Genomic DNA, 24,869 nt, shown 5'->3' with positions numbered 1-24,869 from the left:
TCAGCGTCATCATGGGATGGCGGAGCAGCAAAATGTCGGACGGGAATGAAGCTTCTCGAAACTTACATATTGCGCCGGATATTCCAGATGTTCCTGGTGGCACTCATTCCAGTGCTTACGATCATCTGGACCATTCAGGTGCTGGGGCGTATCAATCTGGTCACGGACACGGGCCAGTCGATGGGCTCGTTCATGCTGCTTGCCAGCTATATCCTGCCGACGATCCTGCCGGTCGTCATGCCGTTCGCCTTCGTCATCGGCATCACCCAGACGCTGACGGCGATGAACAACGACTCGGAACTTCCGGTCATCGACGCGGCAGGCGCCAGCCGCAGCATTATCTACAAGCCGGTCATCGGGCTGGCTGTCGCACTCAGCATCGTATCCTTCTCGGTAACGAATTTCCTCGAGCCGGCATCACGGACGGGCGTGCGCACGATGATTGCCGCCGCCTATGCCGACCTTCTTTCTTCGGTCATTGAGGAAAAGACGTTCCGCAGTATCGAAGACGGTCTCTATGTGCAGATTTCCGAACGGCATTCGGGCCGTCTGCTGAAGGGACTGTTCGTCGTCGATTATCGCGACCCGAATTTCGATCTCATCTATTATGCGAAGGAAGGCTCTGTCGATCCAGGTGGCACGTCGCTGACGATGCGCGATGGCGAGGTCCACCGCAAATCGCCTGATGGCCGCATCTCTATCGTCCGCTTCGATTCCTATGCCTTCGATCTCTCGGCCATGACAAAGTCGGACGGCGAAGCCTTGCCTATGTCTTCGGGCGACCGTGGCCTCGGCTTCCTGCTTAATCCCGACCCGAATGATCCTGCCTATCAGCGATCACCCAGCAAGTTCTACTCCGAGCTTCATCGCAGGCTTTCCGACTGGCTTTATCCAATTGCCTTTGCCTTGGTCTCGCTGGTCGTCGCCGGCAGTAGCCGTTCGCATCGGCAGGCGCGCGTTCATCCGATGATATATGCGCTGATCGTTGCCTTCGGCCTGCGCTGGCTCGGCTTTTCGGCGACGAACTTAGTGGAGCGCAGCCCGTCTTACATGCCGCTCGTTTATGCGATCCCGCTCGTCACGATCGCGATTTCTTCCTATATGCTGGCAACCAACCGGCAGCTCCAAATGCCGCGCACCATCACCCGAAACATCGGGCGCATGAACAGCATGCTGATGCGTCGCCTGAAGATATCGTCCAATTCCGGTGGAGGTGCATCATGATCTTCTCCACGCTTGGTCGATATTTCTTCCAGCGGTATGTCGTGACCACCTTCTGGTTCCTTCTGGGGGTGAGTGCGATCATCATGCTCGCCGATTTCAGCGAGACGACGCGCAAGCTTTCGGGCCTTGCCGAGTACAGTGTTCTCGGCGCCTTGGGCATTACGCTCATGCGCCTGCCGCTCATCCTGCAGCAGACGATACCGACACTCAGCCTCTTCATTGGCATGACCGTGCTGATCGCGCTGAACCGCCGCTACGAACTGGTAGTCACGCGAGCAGCCGGTATTTCCGTCTGGCAGTTCATCTTCCCGTTCATTGTCGGCTCCTTCCTGCTCGGCCTGTTCACGATCCTGGTCATCAATCCAGTCGGTGCTTGGGGTCAACGCGAATCGGTTTCCATGGAAGCCAGCTGGCGGCAGGCGAGCAATCGCGCCAAGGCCAGTAAGTTCGTGCCATGGATTCGCCAAATCAGCGACGATGAGGATGTCATCATCGGCGCCAAGAGCTACAAGGATCAGGGCGCAGAACTCATCGATGTGGTGGTTTTCCACTTCGACAAGGGTGGCGCGGTGATCATGCGGCAGGACGCGCGCACAGCAAAACTCGAAAATGGTTACTGGCTTCTTACCGATGTCCTGGAGAATCGCCCCGGCGAGATTCCATCGCGCAAGGCGACGGAACAGGTTCGTACCAACCTGAAACAGGAATACCTTCAGGAGAGCCTTGAGCAGCCTGAAAACGTTGCATTCCTTGATCTTTCCCGAAAGATCGAAATCAGCCGATCATTCGGCATCTCAACCAAGGCGCTGGAAACCCAATTCCACTCGCTTCTGTCGCTGCCCATCCTGCTTGTGGCCATGACTCTCATTGCTGCAACAGTTTCGTTAAAATTCAGTCGCTTCGCCCAGTCCCGATCCATGATTCTGGGTGGCATAGTTTCCGGCTTCGTGCTTTATGTCGTCAGCGTGCTTGTAAAAGCGTTCGGAAGCAGCGGAGCGATTCCTCCGTCAGTGGCGGTCTGGATACCAGTCATCGTCGCAACGGCATTGGGGGCTACGATCTTGCTTCATCAGGAGGACGGCTAGTGGCGGTCAGTAACCGCAGAAATATAAGACGGCTTGCCGCCGCTCTGCTGACAGGTGTGTCTGCGTTCGTATGTGGCTTCACGACGAATGTCGTGCATGCGCAAGGTCTCGTGCCTGTCCAATCGGACGACGCGAAGATGCTTCTGCGTGCCAACGAGCTCACCTATAATCAGGATGCTCAACGCGTCACCGCCCGCGGCGGTGTGCAGATTTATTACAATCGTTACCGCATGGTCGCCCAGCGGGTCGAATATGACCAGAAGAGCGGACGCGTCATGGCGTCCGGCAATATCGAGCTCATCGAGCCGGGCGGAACGCGCGTCTATGCCGAAGAGTTGGATGTTACCGACGATTTCGGTCAGGGTTTCCTGAATTCCCTGCGTGTCGAGACCACCGATAATACGCGCCTTGCAGCGGAAAGCGCCGAGCGGCAAAGCGGCGACGTGATGGTACTCAACAATACCGTCTATACAGCATGCCTTCCCTGCGCCCAGACGCCAGGCAAAGCCCCGTTGTGGCAGGTCAAAGCGCAGCGTGTGATTCGCAACGGCCAGACCCACACGATCCGGCTGGAAAACGCCCAGTTCGAGTTGTTCGGCATGTCGCTCGGTCGGCTGCCGTTCCCGATCACCGTTCCCGACGAAACCGTCGAGCGTAAGTCAGGCCTGCTGTTCCCGCGGTTCAGCGCCGACGATAATCTCGGCTTCGGGATAAGCGTCCCATATTACCATGTCTTCTCGCCAAGCATGGATGCCACGCTGACACCGACCTATTACAGCAATCAGGGCCTGCTCGTCGAAGGTGAGATCCGCAACAAGTTCGAAACAGGCGAGCACACCTTCCGATTCGCCGGTATCAACCAGCAGGATCCCGGTTCGTTTGACCTCGGCACAGCCGACAGGGATGCCGATACCCGAGTGATGGGCGCCTCCAAGGGTGAGTTCCACATCAATCCGCGCTGGACGTTCGGTTGGGACGTCATGGTGCAGAGCGACAACAATTTTTCGCGTACATATAACCTTGAAGGCTTCGACCAGGAAACGTTCACCAATGACGTGTACCTGACCGGTCTTGGCACGCGGAACTATTTCGACCTGCATGGCTATTACTTCGATGAGCAGGACGATGCGAAGACCAGCTTGCTGGAGCGTCAGCAGGCAATAGTTTATCCGGTTCTGGACTATAGCTGGTTCGCACCGGAACCCGTTTTCGGCGGCCAGCTGTCGATCAATGCCAATCTGACGAACCTTTCCCGGCGCGCCGAGGATAGTTACCTTGAAGGGGTCGATAGCTATCGCTTCCCTGGCCTTGAAGGCAGCTATACCCGCTTCACGACCGAAGCTGAATGGAAGCGCACAATCACTACGGATCAGGGACTGCAGCTGACGCCGTTACTGGCATTGCGCGGCGACGGTTTGCGTAGCACCTCATCCAGCGCCGGCGCCTTCTATTCCGGTTCACTGGAAGACGATCCGAGCGGGCGTTACATGGCGACCGCAGGTCTTGAAGCTCGCTATCCGTTCCTGATCACGGCCGGCAGCAGCAGCCATATCATCGAGCCGATAGCGCAGATTTATGCCCGTCCCGACGAGCAGATGGCGGGCGGCCTGCCGAACGAAGATGCACAGAGCTTCGTCTTTGACGCGACAAGTCTGTTCGAACGCGACAAATTTTCCGGTTATGACCGGATCGAAGGCGGCACACGTGCCAATGTCGGCATCCGGTATACGGGCTCGTTTGATAACGGTGTGGGCCTGCGCGGCATTTTCGGCCAGTCCTATCAGCTCGCCGGCGAAAATTCTTTCGCCAGCGCCGATCTAGTCAATGCTGGCGCCAATTCCGGTCTTGAAAACGACGTGTCGGACTTTGTCGCAATGGCGGCGATCGACCTGCCGCAGGGTTTCAGTCTGTCCACGAACACCCGGTTCGACAAAGATACGTTTGATATCCGCCGTACCGATGTCGGCTTCGACTACAAGACGCCTCGCGTGACCGGAAAGCTCGTCTACACCAAGGTCGAGGCTCAGCCTGACTATGGCTCCACCAGCTCGACCAATATCCTGGAAAAGTCGATGAGCTTCCGGATCAACGAGAACTGGTCGATTTCCGGCAAGGCGACGTGGGATCTGGACGACAACGAAGTCACGCGCCGTGGGCTGGGCTTCAGCTATGCCGACGAGTGCACCATCTTCACCATCGCCTATACCGAGAAGACAGACTCGAGCAAGGCGAACGACTGGAGCATCGGCGCGCGCCTGAGCTTCAGAACGCTCGGCGACGTGAATATCGGTTCGACGAGCGATTACGACAAACAACAGACTTTCCGTTATTGATCGCGCAGAATTGACGGCGCTCTGATGGCGCCGTCATGGTTTTGCCGCAACGATTGCGCATTCGGGCACGCTTATAGTAAAAGGCGACCCGCAAGTCGCATGACAAGTCCGAGCGCAAGAGGAGTGGACTGATGTTTGGAGTGATCGGAACGCGCAGACTGGCGATAGCCATGGCTGCACTGGCGGCTTCGCTCGTCATCGATCCCATCGTGGCCGCGGCCCAGACCAGCGGCGTCGCCGCAGTGGTCAACCGCACGCCGATCACCACTGCCGACGTTGCACGTCGGGTGGCTTTCCTTCGTTTGCAGCGCCAGAAGGCCGACAGCAATACTGCGCGTGAACAGCTGATCGACGAGACGCTGAAGCGTCAGGAGATCGCTCGCGTCAAGATGTCCGTCAGCACCGACGATGTCGATGCGTCCTTCGCGCGGTTTGCTGCCAGCAATAAAATGACACCTGACCAGATGGGCAAGATCCTCGATCAGGCTGGCGTGACGTCACAGCATTTCAAGAATTTCATCGCCGTGCAGATGAGCTGGCCACGGCTGCTCAACGCCCGTTATGGCGGCGGCGGCAGCCGCATGTCCAGCCAGGAGCTGGTCACCCGGATGATGGAGAGCAAGGAAAAGCCGGTCACCACCGAATACTTCCTGAAGCAGATCATCTTCGTCGTTCCGCCGGCAAAGCGCAATGCGATCATCAACAAGCGCAAATCGGAAGCGGAAGCATCCCGGTCGAAATTCCCGGGCTGCGATCAGGCAAAGGATTTTGCGGCAACTATGATGGACGTATCCGTTCGCGACCTCGGCCGCGTCATGACACCCAACCTGCCGGATGACTGGAAACCGCTGATCGAAAAGGCGTCTCCAAATGGGACGACCGCTACCAAGATCACCGAACGTGGCGTCGAGTTTCTTGCGATCTGCAACCAGCGTCAGGTTTCCGACGACGTTGCCGCGGAAGCCGTGTTCCGTGCCGAAGACCTTGGCAAATCCGAGAAGAGCGGCACCAATCCGAACGACAAGAAATATCTCGACGAGTTGCGCTCCAAGGCGCAGATCGATCGTCGCTGACCCAAGGCATTCCGGAGTTATCATGGCGCCCGACCGCCCGCTTGCATTGACCCAGGGCGATCCTGCAGGGATCGGCCCGGACATTACCTTGGCTGCATGGGCGGCGCGGCGGGAAACCGGCCTGCCGCCTTTCCTTTTCATCGGCGATCCTGAGGTTCTGAAGTCTCGCGCTGCTTTGCTCGATCTCGATGTATCGATCCGCGAGGCTACTGCGGAAACGGCGGTATCGGTCTTTGATCATGCCATCCCCGTATTGCCCATTTCATCAGGCGTCGAAGTCGCCGCCGGCGAGCCGCATGTGGCGACCGCCCGCGGCACAATTTCGTCGATCGAGATCGCAGTCGATCTTTGCTTTTCCGGCAGAGCCTCGGCAGTCGTCACCAACCCGATCGCGAAATCGGTTCTCTATCAATCCGGTTTCAAATTTCCGGGTCACACGGAATTTCTCGCCGACCTCGCGCAAAAGGTAACGAGTCGGTCCTATCTGCCCGTGATGATGCTTGCCGGGCCGAAGCTGCGTGCCATCCCCGTGACGATCCATATCCCGCTCAAGGATGTACCCACTGCGCTGACGGAAGACCTTATCGTAGACACCTGCCGTGTCACCAATGAGGATTTGAAGAACCGTTTCGGCATCGCGAAGCCGCGTATTGCCGTTGCAGGCATCAATCCGCATGCGGGCGAAGATGGCGCGATTGGTGTTGAGGATCAGGAGATCATTCATCCTGCCATCGTCAGATTGCGTGACGAGGGTCTGCATGTGTTTGGGCCGCTGCCGGCGGATACGATGTTTCATGACGAAGCACGCTCACGTTATGACGTCGCGGTCTGCATGTATCACGATCAGGCGCTGATCCCGGCGAAGGCGCTGGGCTTCGACACGTCGGTCAATGTGACGCTTGGCCTTCCCTTCATCCGTACGTCCCCCGACCACGGCACGGCCTTTGGCATTGCCGGTCAAGGCGTGGCGCGCGAGACGAGCCTCGTTGCAGCACTGAAGCTCGCAGCCGAACTGGCGACGAATACACAGGCAAAAACTCCCGCATTCGGCGTAACCGTCTGATGGCAACACTTGACGGACTCCCGCCGCTTCGCGACGTCATCCAGCGCCATGGGCTGGATGCGAAAAAGTCGCTTGGCCAGAATTTTCTCTTCGACCTCAACCTCACCCAGAAGATCGCCCGCTCGGCGGGTTCGCTCGAAGGTGTGACGGTCTTCGAGGTCGGCCCCGGCCCGGGCGGACTCACTCGCTCCATTCTTGCGCTTGGCGCGAAGAAGGTGATCGCGGTGGAACGCGATGCACGGGCGCTTCCGGTGCTTGCCGAGGTCTCCGATTTCTATCCGGGTCGTCTCGAAGTTCTCGAAGGCGATGCGCTGAAGACCGATTTCGCGGCTCTTGCGGCAGAAAAGGCAGATGGCGGGCCGGTGAAGATCATCGCCAACCTGCCCTATAATGTCGGCACGCAACTGCTCCTCAACTGGCTGTTGCCGGAAAACGGAAAATGGCCGCCCTTCTGGGAAAGCCTGACGCTGATGTTCCAGAAGGAAGTCGGCCTGCGCATCGTTGCGGACGAGGAAGACGATCACTACGGCCGGCTCGGCGTGATCTGCGGCTGGCGGACGGATGCACATATGGTGTTCGACGTGCCGCCGCAGGCCTTCTCACCACCGCCGAAGGTGACGTCGACCGTTGTGCATCTGACACCGAAGGCCAAGCCCCTGCCCTGCGATGCCAACAAGCTGGAACGCATCACCCACGCCGCCTTCGGCCAGCGCCGCAAAATGCTGCGCCAGAGCCTGAAGCCGGTCGGCGGCGAGACGCTGCTCAACAAGGTTGGTATCGATCCCCAGCGCCGCGCAGAGACGCTTTCCGTCGAGGAATTCGTTGCATTGGCCAACGCGCTTTAAGGCGCGTCGGCCACGGCGATCAACACAGCCTCAGTTCACGAGGCCTTGCGTTCCCAGTTTGCGAAGGGATCGGGTAAATTCGTCCAGAGTTCCGGGGTGAATGCCGGGGCGTCGACCAGACAGCTATCCAGCTCGGCCCGGATATTCTGCTCATCCATCGGATCAGCGCCGATGAAGACGATCTCCTGCCGCCGGTCACCCCAGACGGGATCCAGATAGGGCTTCATCATCTCGGCGAATTCCGGCGTCTGCGGCCAGCGTTCCTTCGGCACCGCCGACCACCAGAGTCCCGTTCTACCAGTGCGAACCAGCGCACCCGCCTGGCTGATCTCGCCGACGAAATGCGGACGTGTCGCCAGCCAGAAGAAGCCCTTGGCACGGACGACACCCGGCCATGACCTGTCGATGAAGCGCTGGAACCTGGCCGGATCGAACGGCCTTCTGGCGCGGTAGACGAAGGAGCGGATGCCGTATTCCTCCGTCTCCGGCACATGATCCCTGAACCCGTGCAGTTCCTTGAACCAGAGCGGGTGCTGTTCCGCCTTGTCGATATCGAATCGGCCGGTGCCCAACACATCCCTGAGGTCCACTCTGCCGAAATCCGTCTCGATCAACTTGGCATCAGGATTGAGCGCCACGATGATTTTTCGCGCGGCGTCGCGTTCGTCCGGGGTGGCGGTGCCGATCTTGTTCAGCACCACGACATCGGCGAACTCGATCTGCTCGACCAGAAGATCGACAATGGTGCGATTGTCGCCCTCGCCTGCCGTCTCGCCGCGATCGGCAAGGAAATCGCCTGAGCCATAGTCCTTCAACAGGTTGGCGGCATCGACGACGGTCACCATCGTGTCCAGTCTTGATATGTCCGAAAGGCTCTGGCCGTTCTCATCGCGAAAATCAAAGGTGGCGGCGACCGGCAGAGGTTCGGCGATACCGGTCGATTCGATCAGCAGGTAATCGAACCGCCCCTGCTCGGCGAGCGCACGCACCTCCTTCAGGAGATCGTCGCGCAGCGTGCAGCAGATGCAGCCATTGGTCATCTCCACCAGTTGTTCCTCAGTGCGCGACAGATTGGCGCCGCCGTCGCGCACGAGAGCCGCGTCGATATTCACCTCGCTCATGTCGTTGACGATCAGCGCCACGCGCATTCCCTGCCGGTTGGCGAGGATGTGGTTGAGCATGGTCGTCTTGCCGGCGCCAAGGAAGCCGGAGAGCACGGTGACGGGGAGCCTGTTTTTCATTGCAGATGTCCATTGCGACTTTTGTTACGTTATACTATTACGTCATCATGTGACCGGGACGCTGTCAAGCCATCGGGTTGGAAGCGGCTCATCACGCAAGTTCACTGGACAAGCTCCGGTGTGTCTCCTATCAAGGGCACGCTACGGTTCTGCATTCGCAGATGAAAAGGGAACGCGGTGAGGTCTTTTTGACCGAGCCCGCGACTGCCCTCGCAACTGTAAGCGGCGAGCCTTTCGTCACATCCACTGGTTTTTTGACCGGGAAGGAGACGGCAAGGCGCTCGAGCCGCGAGTCAGGAGACCTGCCGTCAGCTTTGGGCCTAACCAATACCGGACGAGGTGTTCCGGCAGGGAGAATGATATGACGCAAGCGACCCCGTCGCCCGCCATTTTGATGTGGACCGCAGAAGCGGCCTCGCATCGTCCTGCCTTTCATCCCGGCAAAGCCATTTCCTTCGAAAGGACAGGACATGAAACTCGGCTTGATCGCCGCACTGTTTGCGGTTTCCACCGCAGCGCTTCCCGCAACCGCATTCGCAGCCTCGACCAGCTATCCGCTGACGGTTGAAAATTGCGGACAGAAGGTGACCTTCGACAAGGCACCCGGCGAAATCGTTTCCATCGGTCAGGGCATGACCGAAATTCTCTATTCGCTCGGTCTTGCAGACAAGGTCGCCGGCACGGCCGTCTGGGTCGGCCCTGTGCTGCCGCACTATGCCGAGGCGAATGCGAAGATCAAACGGCTTGCCGACAACGATCCGAGCTTCGAATCCATCGTCGGGCTTGAACCGGATCTCGTCGCTGCCGAGTTCGAATGGCATGTCGGGCCGATGGGCTCTGTTGCCAAGCGCGAACAGTTTTCCGATATCGGCGTCAACACCTATATCTCGCCGGCCGATTGCGTCGCCAAGACCAATCTTGAAGGCGGCGATGGCGTGCGCAAGGAACTGTTCACGATGGACCTGATCTATCGGGAAATCGCCGAACTTTCCGAAATCTTCGATATCCAGGATCGCGGCGACAAGTTGATTGCCGAACTGAAAGCCCGTGAAGCAGCCGCTGTCGCCTCGATCAAGGGTGTGGAGGCAAAGAACCTGTCGATCGTCTTCTGGTTCTCCAGCAAGGAAACCAAGGGCGACGCCTTCATCGCCGGCAAGAACAGCGCACCGGCCTATATCCTCAAGACGCTCGGCGCGAAGAATGTCGTGACGACCGAAGAGGAATGGCCGCTGGTCGGTTGGGAAACGATCGCTGAGGCCAATCCTGCCGTGATCGTCATCGCCACCATGGATCGCCGTCGTTACGCCGCCGATGATCCGGCGGTGAAGATTTCCTTCCTCGAAAGCGACCCGGTCGTCAGCCAGCTCGATGCGGTGAAGAACAAGCATTTCGTGATGATGGATGCGCAGTCGATGAACCCGACGATCCGCACGATCGACGGGATCGAAACGCTCGCCAAGGGCATCCAGTCCTTCGGACTTGCGAACTAGGCCACGCCGCCTGCACCGCCCGCCATCCGGCCGGGCGGTGTTTTCCGGCACCTCATCCGTCATCCGAAAGGACAGGACATGAAATACGGCCTGATCGCCGCTCTTGTTGCGCTTCCCCTCACCGCCCTCACCTCCACGGCATTCGCCTACCCGCTGACGATCGAGAACTGCGGTTCGAACGTCGTCATCGACAAGGCTCCACAGAAAGCCGTGGGCCTCGGCCAGAACAGTACCGAAATCCTGCTGATGCTCGGTCTCGCAGACCGCATGGCCGGAAGCGCCATCTGGGTATCGCCGGTTCTGCCGGAACTTGCGGCAGATAACCAGAAGGTCCACCGCATCGCCAATAGCACACCGAATTTCGAGGCTGTGGTCGCACGCGAACCGGATTTCATCGCCGCGCAGTTTCTGACCTCGGTCGGGCCGCAGGGCCGCGTCGGCACGCGCCAGCAGTTTGCCGATCTTGGCGTGCCGAGCTACGTGTCCCCCACCGATTGCGCGGTGACGGATAACGCGGCTTCGGATGGCGCCCGCAAGAAGATGTTCTCGATGGATCTGCTCTATCAGGAGATCGACGAACTCTCGCGCATGTTCGACGTAGCTGATCGTGGCGAAAAGCTGATCGCCGAGATCAAGGCCCGCGAAGCTGCGGTGCGCGCGCGCGTTGCCGACAAGGCAAAGGATGTCAGCCTCGTCTACTGGTTCTCCTCGCCGGAAGTGGCGGGTGATGCCTGGGTGGCCGGCAAGAACGGCGCATCCGGTTACATCACGCAGGTGCTCGGGGCGAAGAACATCGTCACCTCAGAGCAGGAATGGCCGCTGATCGGCTGGGAAGCGATTGCCGCCGAAGATCCGACGGTGATCGTCATCGGCACAATGGACCGCCGCAACCAACCTGCCGATGATCCGGTTGCCAAGAGACAATTCCTCATCACGGATCCGGTCGTCAGCAAACTCGATGCGGTCGAAAAGGGCCATATCGTCGAGATGGACGCCCAGGCGATGAACCCGACCATCCGCACGATCACGGGTCTGGAAACCGTCGCCGCATCCCTCGAAAGCTTTGGATTGCTGAAGTGACTGCATCCCGCATCAGGCTCTGGGCCGCCGGCACTGCCGGCGTCCTCCTCGTGCTTGCCGCCCTTCTCGTCGCCATGACGGCAGGGGTGGCGATCGGCGAGATGACCATTCCAATGAAAACCACGGTCGCGGCAGTCACAAACCGCCTCGGCCTCACGGAGATTGCCGTACCGCGTATCCAGGAAGCGGTGATCTGGGATTATCGCCTGTCGCGCTCGCTGGTTGCCGCCTTCTGCGGCGCTGGCCTGGCGCTTTCCGGCGCGATCCTGCAGTCGCTCTTACGCAATCCGCTGGCTGAACCCTATGTGCTCGGCATATCCGCCGGCGCCTCGACGGGTGCCGTCTCTGTCATGCTGCTCGGTTTCGGCGCCGGCGCGATCTCGCTGTCGGCAGGGGCTTTTGCCGGTGCACTGCTCGCCTTCGCCTTTGTCGTGATGCTCGCCAGCGGACGGCAGACGGCGGACAGGACGATCCTTGCCGGTGTGGCGGCCTCGCAGCTCTTCAATGCGCTGACCTCCTACATCGTCTCGACATCGGCGAATGCCGAGCAGGCCCGCAGCGTAATGTTCTGGCTGCTCGGCAGCTTTGCCGGGGTGCGCTGGCCGGATGTGGCGCTTGCCGCGTCGGTCGTCAGCATCGGGCTTGTCGTCTGCATCTGGCATTCCCGCGCGCTCGACGCCTTCACCTTCGGGGAGGATGCCGCCCGCTCTCTCGGCATCGCCGTCCAGCGGGTGCGCATCGTGTTGCTGCTCGTCACCGCGCTGATGACCGCCACGATGGTGAGCATGGTCGGCGCGATCGGTTTCGTCGGGCTGGTCATCCCGCATGCCGCCCGCTTCATCGTCGGGCCGGGACATATGCGGCTCCTGCCCGCCTGCGCCCTTGTCGGCGCGCTGTTCATGGTGGTGGCCGATATCGTCTCGCGCATTATCATCGCGCCGCAGGTGCTTCCCATCGGCGTCGTCACGGCGCTGGTCGGCGTGCCGTTCTTCTCGGTCATACTCTACCGGGCAAGGAGGGTCGCATGAGCGCTCACTTGATGCTCGCCGCCAATGCGGTGCGCTGGCTTGCCGGCCGCAAGATCATCGTCGATGGCGTTTCTGTCTCGGTAGAACCGGGCCAGACCCTCGGGCTGATCGGCCCGAACGGCTCGGGAAAATCCTCGCTCATCCGTCTCCTGGCGGGTCTCAGGGCCCCGGCCGAGGGCGACGTCATGCTCGACAATCGCAAGATCTCCGGCTTCGGCCGACGCGAGCTTGCCCGTCGTGTCGCCGTCGTCGAACAGCATTCGATGACCGAGGCGAATGTCACCGTGCTCGATGTTGTGAAGCTCGGACGCACACCGCATCGCTCCGCGCTTTCCCCCTGGACCGGTGCCGACGACGAGATCGTCGAGAATGCGCTCGTCCGTGTCGGCCTCACCGACCGCCGCGACCAGTTCTGGCATACGCTTTCGGGCGGCGAGCGGCAGCGGGTGCAGCTTGCCCGGGCGCTGGCGCAGTCGCCTTCGGTCCTCATCCTCGACGAGCCGACCAATCATCTCGACATCCAGCACCAGATCGACATCCTGCGGCTGGTCGAGGATCTTTCGGTGACGACGGTGGTGGCCATCCACGATCTCAACCTCGCCGCCCGCTTCTGCGATCGGATCGCCGTGCTGTCGGAGGGTAAACTCGTCACCTGCGGACCACCCGCGGAGATCCTCACCGAGAAGATGATCGCCGACGTCTTCGGGGTCGAGGCACATGTCTCCACCTCCGCCCATCACGGCCGTCTCCATATTCAATTCCTGATGTAGGCAAGGTACATGCAGAACTGGGCGATCAAGGACGAAATCCGCGACTACTGGAGCCTTCGCGCCGAAACCTACGACAGCAGCCCGGGCCATGGGATCGCCAGACATGCTGAGATCGATGCCTGGAGCCGGCTTATCCGCCGTCATCTCGGTGACGGAGATGGCAGGGCAGCGCTCGATCTCGCCTGCGGCACGGGCGTGATGACGATGCTGATTCACGGCCTCGGCTTCAAGGTGACGGGACTGGACTTCGCCGAGCCGATGATGGCGCGTGCAAGGCGCAAGTCTGACGAGGCGAATGCTGCGATCCGGTTCCTGACCCGCGATGCAGAAGAAACGATGGAGCCGGACGATAGCTACGAAGTCATCATTGCCCGACATCTCGTCTGGACGCTCACTAATCCCGACAAGGCGTTTTCCGACTGGCTGCGCATCCTGAAACCTGGCGGCCGCCTGCTGATCATCGACGGCGATTTCGTCCGCCAGCACTGGCTGGAAAGGCTTCTACCCGTGCTCGACCGCGTTTTCGGCAAACAGCAGGATGGCCACAGCCTGTTGACGCCGGAACAATGGGCGCATCACGAACGGATCGTCGGCCAGGTGCATTTCAAGGGCGGGATCAGGGCGGACGATACGCTGCAGCTTTTCAGGACTGCAGGTTTTGGCGAGCTGAAGATCGAGACGGATCTCGCCGACATTCGCCGCAGCCGCGGCATCAAGCTTCTGTCGCGCAAAGGCCTTGCCTCGACGCTGCAGCACCGTTTTGCGATATCCGGCCGAAAGCCGCTCTGACTAGAGCTTCGGCTCTTCGGTCAGCAGCGTCGCGACGAAGTCGAAAAGGCCGTGCCGGCGATCGCGGCGGACGCGCTCGGCATTGACGATACAGTTGACGTGGCCGAACGCCTCATCGAGATCGTCGTTGACGATGACATAGTCATATTCACGCCAGTGCTCGATCTCGGCGCGGGAATTCAGGAGCCTGGTGCGGATCACCTCTTCGCTGTCCTCCGCGCGACGATGCAGGCGCGACTGAAGTTCGGTCATGGTCGGCGGCAGGACGAAGATCGAAACAATGTCGGCCTTCATCTTTTCCTGAAGCTGCAGCGCACCCTGCCAGTCGATATCGAACAGCATGTCACGGCCCTCGGCCATCGCCTGTTCGACCGGCTCGCGCGGAGTGCCATAGAAATTACCGTGCACCTCGGCCCATTCCAGCAGTTCGCCATTGTCGCGCATGCGCTCGAACTGCGGGATGGTGATGAAGTGATAGTGCTTTCCGGCAATTTCGCTCGGACGCTTCGCACGAGTCGTGACGCTGATCGAGATTTCCAGGCTATGATCGTCTCTGAGCAGGTTGCCAGCGATCGTCGATTTTCCGGCACCGGAGGGAGACGACAGTACGAGCATAAGCCCGCGTCGGGCAATTTTCGTATCTGCCTTGTCTGACGATGTCGGGGCCGGGCTCATTTCTTACTCCAGATTCTGGACCTGTTCGCGGAACTGGTCGATGACGACTTTCAGTTCGATGCCTGCAGCCGTTACAGCAGCAGAATTGGATTTGGAACAGATGGTATTCGATTCCCGGTTAAATTCCTGTGCAAGGAAGTCGAGCTTGCGGCCGATCGGCCCGCCTTTTTCCAGAAGCTCGCCGACTGCGGCCACATGGCCCTTCAGCCGGTCGATCTCTTCGCGCAGGTCCGCCTTGGTCGCCAGCAGGGCCACTTCGGCGTAAAGCCGGTCGCGATCGAGCGCCGCCTTGTCCTGCATGATCTGGTCGAGCTGGAGGTTCAGGCGGCGGGCGATCTCTTCGGGCGAGCGCGACGCATCGGTCTCGACGATATGGGTCAGTTCAGCGATACGGGCCACATGGGCTGCAAGGACAGCGCGCAATGCCGCCCCTTCGGTCTCGCGCATGCGCTTGAGGTTCGCAAGCGCCGTGGTCAAGCCGGACAGGATCGCCGCGTCGCGGGCGAGAAGCGCATCCTCGCCATCCTCCTGCTCGCGGATATCGACGAGGCCACGGATCGAGATCAACGTATCGAGGCGCAGCGGCGACGGATCGATGACGTCCTTCAGTTCTTCGCGCAGCGCAAGTACGGCTGCCAGTGCATCGCGGTTGACCACCGCTTCCATGCGCGTCTCGTCCACCGAGATCGTAAGCGACGCCTGGATATTGCCGCGGGAAAACGCCTCACCGACCATGCGGCGGGTGTCCGGCTCCAGCCGCTCGAGCCCAGGCGGCAGGCGCAGACGTGCATCCAGCCCCTTGCCGTTGACCGATCGCAGCTCCCAGACAAAGCGGCTACGCCCGCTGACACCTTCGCTGCGGGCAAAACCGGTCATCGACTGCAATGTCATTCAATCTACTCCATAAGCGTGCCACCGCTTGGCGCGGTGGCAGAAATTCTGGTCAATTGCCTGTCGGCCTTTCGGCGTCCGCGCCGTCCGGCTGGCCGTCGACAACCTCTTCCCCCGCGTTTGCTGCAGCAGCGGTGCCTGCCTTGCGCTCGGCCTCGATCCTGCGCCAGCGCTTGACGTTGGCATTATGCTCTTCGAGCGTCGGCGCAAAGACGTGACCGCCGGTGCCGTCGGCAACGAAGTAGAGATCCTTGGTGCGCCACGGGTTGGCGACGGCTTCGAGTGCTGCACGGCCCGGATTGGAAATCGGAGTCGGCGGCAGGCCCTTGATCTTGTAAGTGTTGTACGGCGTCTCTTTCTGCAGGTCGGACCGGTAGATCGGGCGATCGGATGGTTTTCCATCACCGCCGAAGATGCCGTAGATGATCGTCGGGTCGGACTGAAGGCGCATGCCTTTCTGCAGCCGGTTGAAGAAGACCGAGGCGACGTGGGCGCGCTCGTCATCCTTGCCGGTCTCGCGCTCGACGATCGAGGCCAAGACGACGAACTCTTCCTTCGTCTTGATCGGCAGGTCCGGGTCGCGGCGCTCCCAGATCTGGTCAATCAGCTTCTGCTGGGCAGCATGCATCTGCGACAGGATTTCAGAACGGTTCGTCCCGCGGGAGAATTTGTAGGTATCCGGGCGAAGCGTGCCTTCCGCCGGCAGGTCGGCAGGAAGATTGCCTTCCAGGATTGTGTCCTCTCTCAGTCTGAGCGCCATCTGGCGGACGGTCAGGCCTTCCGGCATCGAGATCGAATAGAGGATTGACTTGCCGGATTCCAAAAGATCGGCGATCTCCTGCATCGTGGCATGGGCCTTGATCTCATATTCGCCGGCTTTGAGGCTACGGCGATTTTCGGCCGAACCGGCGTAACCGAGATTGACCGAGGTAACGTAACGGAAGACCCGTGCATCCTCGATGATCTCGTTGCGCTCCAGGCTTGTGGCGATCTCGGCAATGCCTGCGCCTTCGCGCACGACGAAACTGGTATTGGCTGCAAGAGGGCCAGGGCTGTGATAGCTGGACAGCGCGTAATAGAAAATCGCGGCACCGGCGAGGCACACAAGCACGATCATCGTCATCACGAAGTTGAAGAAGATGATGACCTGGCTGCGGGCTTTCTTTGAACGTCGCGGCGGATCCGGCACGCGTTCCGGCTTCAGGGCTTCGTTCGGTGATTTGGGAATGATCGGGCCGCGGCTGCTGCCGTTGTTGGCTGCATTGCCACCGCTGGGCGGAAGCTCGCCACCATTATCGGAATTGCTCAACCGCACCCCCCTTTGCACTAATCGGAATCATTGCCCGCTGTTTGGCCAAGCAATACGGCAAAAAGCAGGTTCAGAATATGATGTCGGCTAGACAGTAATGTCCAGCCGACGATGGAGGCGATCACAATTACGCGTCGTAACGCTTCAGAACGAGCGACGCATTGGTGCCGCCGAAGCCGAAGGAGTTCGACAGCGCGACGTTGACGTCACGCTTGCGGGCCTGATGCGGCACGAGATCGATTGCGGTCTCGACGTCCGGATTGTCGAGATTGAGTGTCGGCGGCACGATGTTGTCGCGGATCGCAAGTGTCGCGAAGATCGCTTCAACGGCACCGGCGGCACCAAGAAGGTGGCCGATCGCCGATTTGGTCGACGACATGGAAACCTTCGAAGCCGCATTGCCGACCAGACGCTCGACAGCGCCGAGTTCGATCGTGTCGGCCATGGTCGATGTGCCGTGGGCGTTGATGTAGTCGATATCGGAGGCAGACAGGCCGGCACGCTTCAGAGCCATGGTCATGCAGCGGAACGCGCCATCGCCATCTTCCGACGGCGCGGTGATGTGATAGGCGTCGCCCGACAGACCGTAGCCGACAACCTCGGCATAGATCTTGGCGCCGCGGGCCTTGGCATGTTCGAGTTCTTCGAGAACCACAACACCGGCGCCTTCGCCCATGACGAAACCGTCGCGGTCGCGGTCATAGGGGCGCGATGCTTTTTCCGGATTGTCGTTGTGCTGGGTCGACAGCGCCTTGCAGGCGGCAAAACCTGCGAGACCGATACGGCTGACCGGAGATTCCGCGCCACCGGCGACCATCACGTCGGCGTCGCCGAAAATGATCAGCCTTGCGGCATCACCAATCGCGTGGGCACCGGTGGAACAAGCGGTGACGACGGCATGGTTGGGGCCGCGAAGCTTGTGCTTGATCGAAACCTGTCCGGAGACAAGGTTGATCAGGCGGCCGGGAATGAAGAAAGGAGAGATACGGCGCGGTCCTTTGTCGCGGAGCGTATAACCCGCCTCGACAATACCTTCGAGACCGCCAATGCCCGAGCCGATCATCACGCCGGTCATGATCTGGTCTTCATCCGTCTGAGGATGCCAGCCGGCATCTTCCAGCGCCATATCGGCGGCAGCCATGCCGTAAAGAATATAGGGATCGACCTTGCGCTGTTCTTTCGGCTCCATCCATTGATCGGCATTGAATGTGCCGTCGGAACCGTCGCCGACCGGAATGCGGCAGGCAATCTTTGCCGGCAGATCGTCAACTTCGAATTCGGTGACCAGTCTCGCACCGCTCTGGCTGGCGAGAATGCGCTGCCAGGTAACTTCCGTTCCGCATCCAAGCGGTGATACCATGCCGGTACCGGTGATAACGACACGCCTCATCGCCAACAACCCACCCCGTATTTCATGATCAATTTGCTGAAACGGCCCGAACTAGCGGGCCGTCATGTGAGATCGATGCCCGCAAAACGCGGGCAATCGTCCCAGATATGTCGTCGATTAGGCCTGTGCCTTCTCGATGAACTTGACCGCGTCACCGACGGTCAGGATCGAGTCAGCAGCGTCGTCCGGGATTTCAACGCCGAACTCTTCTTCGAACGCCATGACCAGTTCGACGGTGTCGAGCGAATCCGCACCCAGATCGTCGATGAAGCTTGCGCCTTCAACAACCTTGTCGGCATCAACGCCGAGATGATCAATAACAATTTTCTTAACGCGTTCTGCGATATCGCTCATGTCGGTTTCCTCGACCTTTATCTTTCACCGGATACCCATTGAGGCATCCTCGTCCTGTTAAACCTTCAACTGCACCTTATCGGGTGCCGATGCCGGCAAACCCCGCCACCCCTTTTCCGGTTCCGTGCATCATTGCTCACGCAATATGACGACCTGAATTTCAGGGTGACTTTTCACAGTCATGGCCCGATTAACACGGTTTGACTGTTCCGAAAAGCCAGAATTTGTTCCCTCCCACAGCGCAGAACCCTTGTTCTCCACTGGTTTTACGAACAAAGCCCGGCAATCAGATCATTGCCATGCCACCATTGACGTGAAGCGTCTGGCCGGTGACGTAGCCTGCCTCGTCCGAAGCGAGATAGAGAACCGCCGCTGCGATGTCCGATCCGGCGCCCATGCGCTTCATCGGGATCGCGCCCATGATGGCTTCCTTCTGCTTGTCGTTCAGCTTGCCGGTCATGGCGCTTTCGATGAAGCCTGGAGCCACGCAGTTGACCGTGACGTTACGGGTGGCGATTTCCTGGGCGAGCGACTTGGAGAAGCCGATCATGCCGGCCTTAGACGCACAGTAGTTGGTCTGGCCAGGATTGCCGGTGACGCCAACGATCGACGTGATGTTGATGATGCGGCCGTGGCGGCGACGCATCATCGGATGGGTCAGCTCGCGCGTCAGGCGGAAAACCGAGGTGAGGTTGACTTCCAGGACCGCATCCCAGTCCTCGTCCGACATGCGCACGAACAGGCCATCCTTGGTGATGCCGGCATTGTTGACGAGAATATCGACGCCGCCGAGAACTTCCTCAGCCTTCTCGCCGAGCGCCTTGACCTCGGCACGATCGGAGAGGTTGGCCGGGAAGATATGGACGCGGTCGCCGAGTTCTGCGGCCAGTGCCTCAAGCTTTTCGACGCGGGTACCGTGGAGGCCGACGACAGCGCCCTGTTTATGGAGAAGGCGAGCGATCTCTTCGCCGAGGCCACCGGTAGCGCCGGTGACGAGTGCCTTGCGGCCGGTCAGATCAAACATATCGAAATCCTTTTCTTCAGCCGAGAATGGCAGCGATTGCCGCGTCGATATCGGCCGGGGTGTTGACGGCTACGCCAGAGATATTCTTGTCGATGCGGCGGGCAAGCCCCGTCAGCACCTTGCCGGAGCCGATTTCATAGAGAGTGGTCACGCCGTTCTGACCGAACCACTCGACAGTTTCGCGCCAGCGGACCTGGCCGGTAACCTGGGTAACAAGCAGCTGCGCGATTTCTTCAGCATCGGAAACCGGGGCGGCGCGCACATTGGCAACGACCGGCACGACCGGGCTCTTCTTTTCGACCTTGGCGAGCGCGTGACGCATGGCGTCGGCGGCCGGCGCCATCAGGTCGGAATGGAAGGGAGCGGATACGGGAAGCATGATGGCGCGCTTGGCGCCCCTTTCGGTCGCAAGGGCCGCTGCCTTTTCGACAGCTGCCTTGGAGCCGGAGATGACAAGCTGTCCGCCGCCATTGTCGTTGGCGATCTGGCAGACGCCTTCTGCCTTTGCTTCAGCGCAGATGGCGTCGACATCGGAGTGTTCGAGGCCGATGATCGCAGCCATGGCGCCCTGTCCGACCGGAACGGCCGACTGCATGGCATCACCGCGGATGCGCAGAAGCTTTGCCGTATCCGACAGCGAGAAGGTGCCGGCGGCACAGAGCGCCGAATATTCACCGAGCGAATGCCCGGCGACATAAGCGACCTTGTCGGCAAGGTTCAGCCCACGGGCTTCGAGCACGCGCATCGTGGCGATCGAAACGGCCATCAGCGCCGGCTGGGCGTTTGCCGTCAGCGTCAGCGTATCTTCCGGGCCATTCCACATGATATCGGAGAGCTTCTGGCCGAGAGCCTCGTCGACTTCCTCGAAAACCGCGCGGGCTTCCGGATAGGCTTCAGCGAGATCCTTGCCCATGCCGACGGCCTGGCTACCCTGACCCGGAAACGTGAATGCAATGCTCATTGGGATAATCCTTCCCTTATGTTTTGCCTCTCCATTCACATTTGAACCTTGAGAGTCAAGGGTAACACCCTGCGGCGGCCCTGCCATTCCAAAGCAAATCGGCCCGGAGCGGTGGTTTGTCGAAGCGGTTTGAGGCGAAATAGAGACCGGGGCGCGAAGTTGATCGCGTGATGCCCTTGCGATTCATCAACCGGGCGCTAAAGTCCCCCGCCTTGTCTTTACTCCCGGCCCCTCCCTCCCGGCCTCCTCATCCAGGACTGCATTGATGAAGTACAACAAACTCGGCCGCACAGACTTTTCCGTGTCCGAAATCTGCCTCGGCACCATGACCTGGGGCACCCAGAACACCGAAGCCGAAGCGCATGCCCAGATGGATTATGCCGTCGAACACGGCGTCAACTTTTTCGATACGGCTGAACTTTATCCGACAACGCCTGTCAGCGCCGAAACCTATGGCCGCACCGAACAGTATATCGGCACATGGCTGAAGAAACGGGCCAAGCGCGGGGATATCGTGCTTGCCACCAAGATCGCCGGCGCCGGTCGTCCGCATATCCGTGAGGGCCGCCCGATCGAGGCTGCGACCATTCGCGAGGCGGTCGATGCCAGCCTCAAGCGGCTGCAGACCGACTATATCGATCTTTACCAGATCCACTGGCCGAACCGCAGCCACTATCATTTCCGCAATTCCTGGACCTTCGACGCCTCGACCCAGGACCGAGAAAAGTCCATCGCCGACATTATCGAAAAGCTGCAGACGCTGGATGATCTGGTAAAGGCCGGAAAAATCCGCGCGCTCGGCCTTTCTAACGAGACCGCCTGGGGTACGATGCAATATCTACGCCTGGCGGAAGAAAAAGCGTTGCCGCGCGTCGCGTCGATCCAGAACGAATACAATCTGCTTTACCGTACTTTCGATCTCGACCTTGCCGAAGTCGCCCATCACGGAGATGTGGGCCTGCTCGCCTACTCGCCGCTGGCGGCCGGCCTGCTCACCGGTAAATATCTCAACGGAGCCCGCCCCGCCGGCACGCGCGCAACCGTCAATACCGATCTGGGCGGGCGGCTGCAGCCGAAGCAGGAACCAGCGGTCAAGGCCTATGTCGGTGTGGCAGCGAAACATGGGCTCGACGCCGCGCAGATGGCGCTGGCTTTCTGCCTCGCTCGCCCCTTTATGACTGCAGCCATCATCGGCGCCACCTCCATGGAGCAGTTGAAGATGGATATCGGCGCGGCAGATGTTTCGCTTTCCGATGAAGTGATGAAAGACATCGCCGAAATCCACCGGCAGTACCCGATGCCGATCTGATCCACCCCATGCCAACCTCCACGACAAGGTCGCCGGTCGTGTCGTGGAAGTGCCCGAGGACTACTCAACCCGCTACAATTGGCGACCCCTCTTTATGCAATCTATGATTGATTGCGCAAGCTATATGCAACCATTATCTATGATTGCATATAACGGGAGGATCACGCCATGGTAGACGTAAACGTCGAAATCAAAGCAGAAGATTCGCCGATTTCGAACGCGGTGGATCTGTATTACAGCCAACTATACGAGATCTTGAATCCGCAAACGGAACAAAAGATCGCGCTCAACAGCAGCCTCGTCACCTTCGACATCATTCCCCAGGCGCCGATGTTCACGGAATATGTTTTCCGCGCCTTTGCCGACAGGACGGTGACGATTTCCCCCACCGAATATGGTCCCGTCGCCCTGGGTGTAGCCAACACGAACGACAGGTATTCATTCTTCTTCACGGAAGTTCTGAAACAGGCCGTATTCAAGCTGGACACCGCGCTGCGGCAAGACATCGTCGACAAGATCGACCTTATAGACAGGGAAGTCCGCCAAAGCCGGCAGGAACTTCAGCTCTTCTACCAGACAGTGTTCACCGCCTAGAACTCCTATGCCACGCAGAATGGCGTCGCCGCAGATGACGCCTACTACCTCGACAAACAAACGGCTTTTTTCAACACGAATAACTTCGCCGAACAGATCAGCTATTACAAGAACATCATCTCTGACGGCCTTGTCCGCATGCACATCCTGCGCGACGCACAATATCCGGATGTGGAGGCGAGGCACATATCCTCGCTGCTCAAATACGCAACGCTCGACCAATATCTGATGCCGCGGCCAAAAGATCCGATACTCGAAGAGATCAACAAATACGACCCGATCCGATTGGGGCAGGCATACATCTACAACAACCTGAACTATTTCGAGCCATCCGTCGAAATCCGTCCGTCCGGATATCTACCGAAATTCCTGACAAATATCGGCAAGCGCTCCGTGTCGATCGAAAAGACCGCGGCTGCGACCCACCAGCATGATGTCAGCTGGAGCGCCTCCGGAACGGCCCGGAAGTGGTTCTTTTTCAAGGCAAGTGCCAGTGTCTCGAGCGAGAGCCACCTCAAGGAAACCATTGCGGCGACCAACAGGGTCGGGATGGCTTTCGAGAATCTGGCGGAATACTGGGTCAATCGCGGCCCGTGGTTCTCGTCGGGCGTTTTTGCATACAAGAGGATCCGCGAGGTTCTTGCCGCAAATCCGATTTATGCCGGTCTCCTCGGACATGCCATCTCCTCCGTAATCCTTGGCCGCGGCCTGGAGCTGACCTTGCATTTCGACAAGGTGTCGACATTCTCCGAGTGGTCGAAATTCACGGCGTCGGCGAGCGGCTCATTTTCCGTTTTCGGCATGAATATTCCGGCTACGTCCGGTTCGATGTCGGATTACAAATTGAACACCCGCGAGTCCGAAGACAAGAAGAGCGTCACCTTTCTCGACGATCCAGCACATACCCGGCTGCTCGGATTTAGGGTCGACAAGCTCTTCGATGGGGCTGAAGAGTTTGCTCTTGCCGCATCCCCTTACATCGACGAGGTCGGCCCCGATGACAAGGCTATTTCATCCCTTGGAACGTGGAGTTCTGCAGTAGATACATCTGCCGAAAAAAGAAAAAACAAGCTGCTGAAAATCGCGACAGAAAAGCTCCTCGACTGAGGTTCGCAAAGATGCGTTTGCTGGCGAAAGTCGTTGTCTTGATATTGTCGGCCACCTCTGCGACCGAGGCGGCCGACATGCCCGAAGCGGGCAAAGGCACCCGTTGCTCCTGCGGCGAAAACACCGCGGCCCAGGCACCCGTTGTCACACGCTCCTATCCAATCTGCTATTTCAACAAGAAGCCCGGTGACGAGGAACTGGCCCGGCTGGAGCAGAAGCTGATCGAATTCATGAAGCCCTATATGCCAAGTGGCGTTCTGCAGACGGGAATGTCGCCAAACAATCGCTGGATCAGCGTGAAGGGAATGCAGTCGGGGCACGTCGCCCTGAAAAAGGTATGGCCCCAGATAGGCTGTTACGGTAACTACATAACCCAATCCGAATATGTACAGCACAAACGCTGCACGGGTTACCTTGAGCAGCTTCTGAAACAGAACTCCTATACGTTTTCAGGCGAAACAAGCGATGGAGAAGGCATTACCGGGCAGTTGTTTTGTGACGGAAAATGATCGCCCCTTGCCTTTCGCCTAAAAATCCGTATAAGCCGCCCTGTTCGAAACACCCGGTCTTCTGGCTGGTGGCTGTACGGAGGGCAGGTTCGCTCAGGCGAGCCTCAGGGACGAAAGCGTTCCGGCCTCCCGTGTCTCCGCTCTCGACCGTCTCGAAACAACAACTTTTCTTGCCGGCCTTTTGGCCATCAGGAGCAGTCGTTGAGGCTTAGCCGCCGAACCCGGGTGCAAAACAACCGCAAGAAAAGGCAAAGCTTACATGGCTCTTTACGAACACGTATTCCTTGCCCGGCAGGATATGTCCGCTCAGCAGGTTGATGCCCTCGTCGAACAGTACAAGGGTGTCATCGAAGCTAACGGCGGCAAGGTCGGGCGCGTCGAAAACTGGGGCCTCAAGTCCCTGACGTACCGCATGAAGAAGAACCGCAAGGCTCACTACGCCCTGATGGACATCGATGCTCCGGCTGCTGCCGTGCACGAAATGGAACGTCAGATGCGCATCAACGAAGACGTTCTTCGCTACATGACGCTTTCCGTCGAGAAGCACGAAGAAGGCCCGTCTGCCATGATGCAGAAGCGTGACCGTGACGACCGTCCGCGTGACGATCGTGGCCCGCGCCGTGACTTCGGCGATCGTGGCCCGCGCCGCGAATTCGGCGATCGTCCTCCGCGTGAAGGCGGCTTCGAGCGCGCACCGCGCCCGTCCGCTCCGCGCGAATCCTAAT

24 protein-coding genes and 1 riboswitch are annotated in these 24,869 nt (G+C 59.4%); of the genes, 16 read left to right on the top strand and 8 right to left on the bottom strand.

The features are described from left to right. The first annotated feature begins 45 nt into the window (after positions 1–45). The 6 genes from MRBLMR1_RS23985 to rsmA all read left to right on the top strand — a co-directional run bounded on the left by MRBLMR1_RS23985 (position 46) and on the right by rsmA (position 7,623). Positions 46–1,224 carry an LptF/LptG family permease gene (locus MRBLMR1_RS23985; protein ID WP_500066652.1) on the top strand — a complete coding sequence of 393 codons (1,179 nt, stop codon included), beginning with the start codon at positions 46–48 and terminating at the stop codon, positions 1,222–1,224. After that, a complete protein-coding gene (lptG, locus tag MRBLMR1_RS23980) occupies positions 1,221–2,309 on the top strand; it encodes an LPS export ABC transporter permease LptG (protein WP_148145391.1) in 1,089 nt (362 codons plus the stop codon). Before MRBLMR1_RS23985 ends, lptG begins: the two co-directional genes overlap by 4 nt. After that, a complete protein-coding gene (locus MRBLMR1_RS23975; RefSeq protein ID WP_500066651.1) occupies positions 2,309–4,642 on the top strand; it encodes an LPS-assembly protein LptD in 2,334 nt (777 codons plus the stop codon). Before lptG ends, MRBLMR1_RS23975 begins: the two co-directional genes overlap by 1 nt. 140 nt (positions 4,643–4,782) lie before the next feature. Further along, complete coding sequence (locus MRBLMR1_RS23970) at positions 4,783–5,715, top strand: SurA N-terminal domain-containing protein (RefSeq protein ID WP_394353680.1); 933 nt, start codon at positions 4,783–4,785, stop codon at positions 5,713–5,715. Positions 5,716–5,737: 22 nt separating this feature from the next. Beyond that, positions 5,738–6,778, top strand: coding sequence for a 4-hydroxythreonine-4-phosphate dehydrogenase PdxA (gene pdxA / locus MRBLMR1_RS23965; protein WP_500066650.1), 1,041 nt, complete (start codon positions 5,738–5,740; stop codon positions 6,776–6,778). Continuing rightward, positions 6,778–7,623, top strand: a complete 846-nt coding sequence (gene rsmA, locus MRBLMR1_RS23960; protein ID WP_500066648.1) for a 16S rRNA (adenine(1518)-N(6)/adenine(1519)-N(6))-dimethyltransferase RsmA — start codon at positions 6,778–6,780, stop codon at positions 7,621–7,623. The genes pdxA and rsmA overlap by 1 nt, the downstream gene beginning before the upstream one ends. Positions 7,624–7,658: 35 nt before the next feature. Here rsmA and zigA read toward each other — a convergent pair whose 3' ends face one another. Further along, positions 7,659–8,864 (bottom strand): zinc metallochaperone GTPase ZigA, encoded by a 1,206-nt coding sequence (gene zigA / locus MRBLMR1_RS23955; RefSeq protein WP_500066647.1) that lies wholly within the window; start codon positions 8,862–8,864, stop codon positions 7,659–7,661. A gap of 127 nt (positions 8,865–8,991) precedes the next feature. Next, a riboswitch (cobalamin riboswitch) is annotated at positions 8,992–9,188 on the top strand. A 146-nt stretch (positions 9,189–9,334) separates the two neighbouring features. On the opposite strand from zigA, the gene MRBLMR1_RS23950 reads away from it, so the two are divergent. The 5 genes from MRBLMR1_RS23950 to MRBLMR1_RS23930 all read left to right on the top strand — a co-directional run bounded on the left by MRBLMR1_RS23950 (position 9,335) and on the right by MRBLMR1_RS23930 (position 14,021). Beyond that, positions 9,335–10,354: an ABC transporter substrate-binding protein gene (locus MRBLMR1_RS23950; protein WP_500066646.1), complete on the top strand. Its 1,020-nt coding sequence runs from the start codon at positions 9,335–9,337 to the stop codon at positions 10,352–10,354. 78 nt (positions 10,355–10,432) lie between these two features. Beyond that, a complete protein-coding gene (locus MRBLMR1_RS23945) occupies positions 10,433–11,434 on the top strand; it encodes an ABC transporter substrate-binding protein (protein ID WP_500066645.1) in 1,002 nt (333 codons plus the stop codon). 74 nt (positions 11,435–11,508) lie between these two features. After that, on the top strand, positions 11,509–12,462 hold the full coding sequence (locus MRBLMR1_RS23940) for a FecCD family ABC transporter permease (RefSeq protein WP_500066915.1): 954 nt from the start codon (positions 11,509–11,511) through the stop codon (positions 12,460–12,462). A gap of 8 nt (positions 12,463–12,470) precedes the next feature. Next, positions 12,471–13,232 (top strand): ABC transporter ATP-binding protein, encoded by a 762-nt coding sequence (locus MRBLMR1_RS23935; protein WP_500066914.1) that lies wholly within the window; start codon positions 12,471–12,473, stop codon positions 13,230–13,232. A gap of 9 nt (positions 13,233–13,241) precedes the next feature. After that, the gene (locus MRBLMR1_RS23930; protein ID WP_500066644.1) at positions 13,242–14,021 is read left to right on the top strand and encodes a class I SAM-dependent methyltransferase; all 780 of its coding nucleotides are present in this window, start codon (positions 13,242–13,244) and stop codon (positions 14,019–14,021) included. On the opposite strand, the gene gmk is transcribed toward MRBLMR1_RS23930, so the two are convergent. The 7 genes from gmk to fabD all read right to left on the bottom strand — a co-directional run bounded on the left by gmk (position 14,022) and on the right by fabD (position 20,625). Next, on the bottom strand, positions 14,022–14,696 hold the full coding sequence (gene gmk / locus MRBLMR1_RS23925) for a guanylate kinase (protein WP_183827318.1): 675 nt from the start codon (positions 14,694–14,696) through the stop codon (positions 14,022–14,024). A gap of 3 nt (positions 14,697–14,699) precedes the next feature. Then, positions 14,700–15,587 carry a YicC/YloC family endoribonuclease gene (locus tag MRBLMR1_RS23920; RefSeq protein ID WP_206826409.1) on the bottom strand — a complete coding sequence of 296 codons (888 nt, stop codon included), beginning with the start codon at positions 15,585–15,587 and terminating at the stop codon, positions 14,700–14,702. 52 nt (positions 15,588–15,639) lie between these two features. Continuing rightward, positions 15,640–16,896 carry an endolytic transglycosylase MltG gene (mltG, locus tag MRBLMR1_RS23915; protein ID WP_500066643.1) on the bottom strand — a complete coding sequence of 419 codons (1,257 nt, stop codon included), beginning with the start codon at positions 16,894–16,896 and terminating at the stop codon, positions 15,640–15,642. A 127-nt stretch (positions 16,897–17,023) separates the two neighbouring features. Next, positions 17,024–18,286 (bottom strand): beta-ketoacyl-ACP synthase II, encoded by a 1,263-nt coding sequence (fabF, locus tag MRBLMR1_RS23910; protein ID WP_500066642.1) that lies wholly within the window; start codon positions 18,284–18,286, stop codon positions 17,024–17,026. Between the two features lie 117 nt (positions 18,287–18,403). Further along, positions 18,404–18,640 (bottom strand): acyl carrier protein, encoded by a 237-nt coding sequence (locus MRBLMR1_RS23905; RefSeq protein ID WP_003502080.1) that lies wholly within the window; start codon positions 18,638–18,640, stop codon positions 18,404–18,406. 286 nt (positions 18,641–18,926) lie between these two features. Continuing rightward, complete coding sequence (gene fabG / locus MRBLMR1_RS23900) at positions 18,927–19,664, bottom strand: 3-oxoacyl-[acyl-carrier-protein] reductase (RefSeq protein ID WP_148145404.1); 738 nt, start codon at positions 19,662–19,664, stop codon at positions 18,927–18,929. Positions 19,665–19,680: 16 nt separating this feature from the next. Beyond that, entirely contained in the window at positions 19,681–20,625 is a 945-nt protein-coding gene (gene fabD / locus MRBLMR1_RS23895) for an ACP S-malonyltransferase (protein ID WP_183827330.1), read from the bottom strand. A 265-nt stretch (positions 20,626–20,890) separates the two neighbouring features. On the opposite strand from fabD, the gene MRBLMR1_RS23890 reads away from it, so the two are divergent. From MRBLMR1_RS23890 to rpsF, 5 genes are all read left to right on the top strand, one after another. Next, positions 20,891–21,934 (top strand): aldo/keto reductase, encoded by a 1,044-nt coding sequence (locus MRBLMR1_RS23890; RefSeq protein ID WP_183827333.1) that lies wholly within the window; start codon positions 20,891–20,893, stop codon positions 21,932–21,934. A 168-nt stretch (positions 21,935–22,102) separates the two neighbouring features. Beyond that, positions 22,103–22,528: a hypothetical protein gene (locus MRBLMR1_RS23885; RefSeq protein WP_500066641.1), complete on the top strand. Its 426-nt coding sequence runs from the start codon at positions 22,103–22,105 to the stop codon at positions 22,526–22,528. Between the two features lie 138 nt (positions 22,529–22,666). Next, complete coding sequence (locus MRBLMR1_RS23880; protein WP_500066640.1) at positions 22,667–23,635, top strand: hypothetical protein; 969 nt, start codon at positions 22,667–22,669, stop codon at positions 23,633–23,635. Between the two features lie 11 nt (positions 23,636–23,646). Beyond that, positions 23,647–24,144, top strand: coding sequence for a hypothetical protein (locus MRBLMR1_RS23875; protein WP_183827339.1), 498 nt, complete (start codon positions 23,647–23,649; stop codon positions 24,142–24,144). A 259-nt stretch (positions 24,145–24,403) separates the two neighbouring features. Then, positions 24,404–24,868 carry a 30S ribosomal protein S6 gene (gene rpsF / locus MRBLMR1_RS23870; RefSeq protein WP_148145409.1) on the top strand — a complete coding sequence of 155 codons (465 nt, stop codon included), beginning with the start codon at positions 24,404–24,406 and terminating at the stop codon, positions 24,866–24,868. The last annotated feature ends 1 nt before the right edge of the window (position 24,869 follow it).

Source organism: Neorhizobium sp. LMR1-1-1.1 (genome assembly GCF_040675795.1).
Lineage (GTDB): Bacteria > Pseudomonadota > Alphaproteobacteria > Rhizobiales > Rhizobiaceae > Neorhizobium > Neorhizobium cellulosilyticum.
This window is presented reverse-complemented; position numbering and strand designations above follow the sequence as displayed.

Coding starts and splice junctions, on each gene's coding strand:
- MRBLMR1_RS23985 (WP_500066652.1), top strand. CDS start 46: ATGAAGCTTCTCGAAACTTACATATTGCGCCGGATATTCCAGATGTTC.
- lptG (WP_148145391.1), top strand. CDS start 1,221: ATGATCTTCTCCACGCTTGGTCGATATTTCTTCCAGCGGTATGTCGTG.
- pdxA (WP_500066650.1), top strand. CDS start 5,738: ATGGCGCCCGACCGCCCGCTTGCATTGACCCAGGGCGATCCTGCAGGG.
- rsmA (WP_500066648.1), top strand. CDS start 6,778: ATGGCAACACTTGACGGACTCCCGCCGCTTCGCGACGTCATCCAGCGC.
- zigA (WP_500066647.1), bottom strand. CDS start 8,864: ATGAAAAACAGGCTCCCCGTCACCGTGCTCTCCGGCTTCCTTGGCGCC.
- MRBLMR1_RS23950 (WP_500066646.1), top strand. CDS start 9,335: ATGAAACTCGGCTTGATCGCCGCACTGTTTGCGGTTTCCACCGCAGCG.
- MRBLMR1_RS23945 (WP_500066645.1), top strand. CDS start 10,433: ATGAAATACGGCCTGATCGCCGCTCTTGTTGCGCTTCCCCTCACCGCC.
- MRBLMR1_RS23940 (WP_500066915.1), top strand. CDS start 11,509: ATGACGGCAGGGGTGGCGATCGGCGAGATGACCATTCCAATGAAAACC.
- MRBLMR1_RS23930 (WP_500066644.1), top strand. CDS start 13,242: ATGCAGAACTGGGCGATCAAGGACGAAATCCGCGACTACTGGAGCCTT.
- gmk (WP_183827318.1), bottom strand. CDS start 14,696: ATGAGCCCGGCCCCGACATCGTCAGACAAGGCAGATACGAAAATTGCC.
- MRBLMR1_RS23920 (WP_206826409.1), bottom strand. CDS start 15,587: ATGACATTGCAGTCGATGACCGGTTTTGCCCGCAGCGAAGGTGTCAGC.
- fabF (WP_500066642.1), bottom strand. CDS start 18,286: ATGAGGCGTGTCGTTATCACCGGTACCGGCATGGTATCACCGCTTGGA.
- MRBLMR1_RS23905 (WP_003502080.1), bottom strand. CDS start 18,640: ATGAGCGATATCGCAGAACGCGTTAAGAAAATTGTTATTGATCATCTC.
- fabG (WP_148145404.1), bottom strand. CDS start 19,664: ATGTTTGATCTGACCGGCCGCAAGGCACTCGTCACCGGCGCTACCGGT.
- fabD (WP_183827330.1), bottom strand. CDS start 20,625: ATGAGCATTGCATTCACGTTTCCGGGTCAGGGTAGCCAGGCCGTCGGC.
- MRBLMR1_RS23890 (WP_183827333.1), top strand. CDS start 20,891: ATGAAGTACAACAAACTCGGCCGCACAGACTTTTCCGTGTCCGAAATC.
- MRBLMR1_RS23885 (WP_500066641.1), top strand. CDS start 22,103: ATGGTAGACGTAAACGTCGAAATCAAAGCAGAAGATTCGCCGATTTCG.
- MRBLMR1_RS23880 (WP_500066640.1), top strand. CDS start 22,667: ATGCACATCCTGCGCGACGCACAATATCCGGATGTGGAGGCGAGGCAC.
- MRBLMR1_RS23875 (WP_183827339.1), top strand. CDS start 23,647: ATGCGTTTGCTGGCGAAAGTCGTTGTCTTGATATTGTCGGCCACCTCT.
- rpsF (WP_148145409.1), top strand. CDS start 24,404: ATGGCTCTTTACGAACACGTATTCCTTGCCCGGCAGGATATGTCCGCT.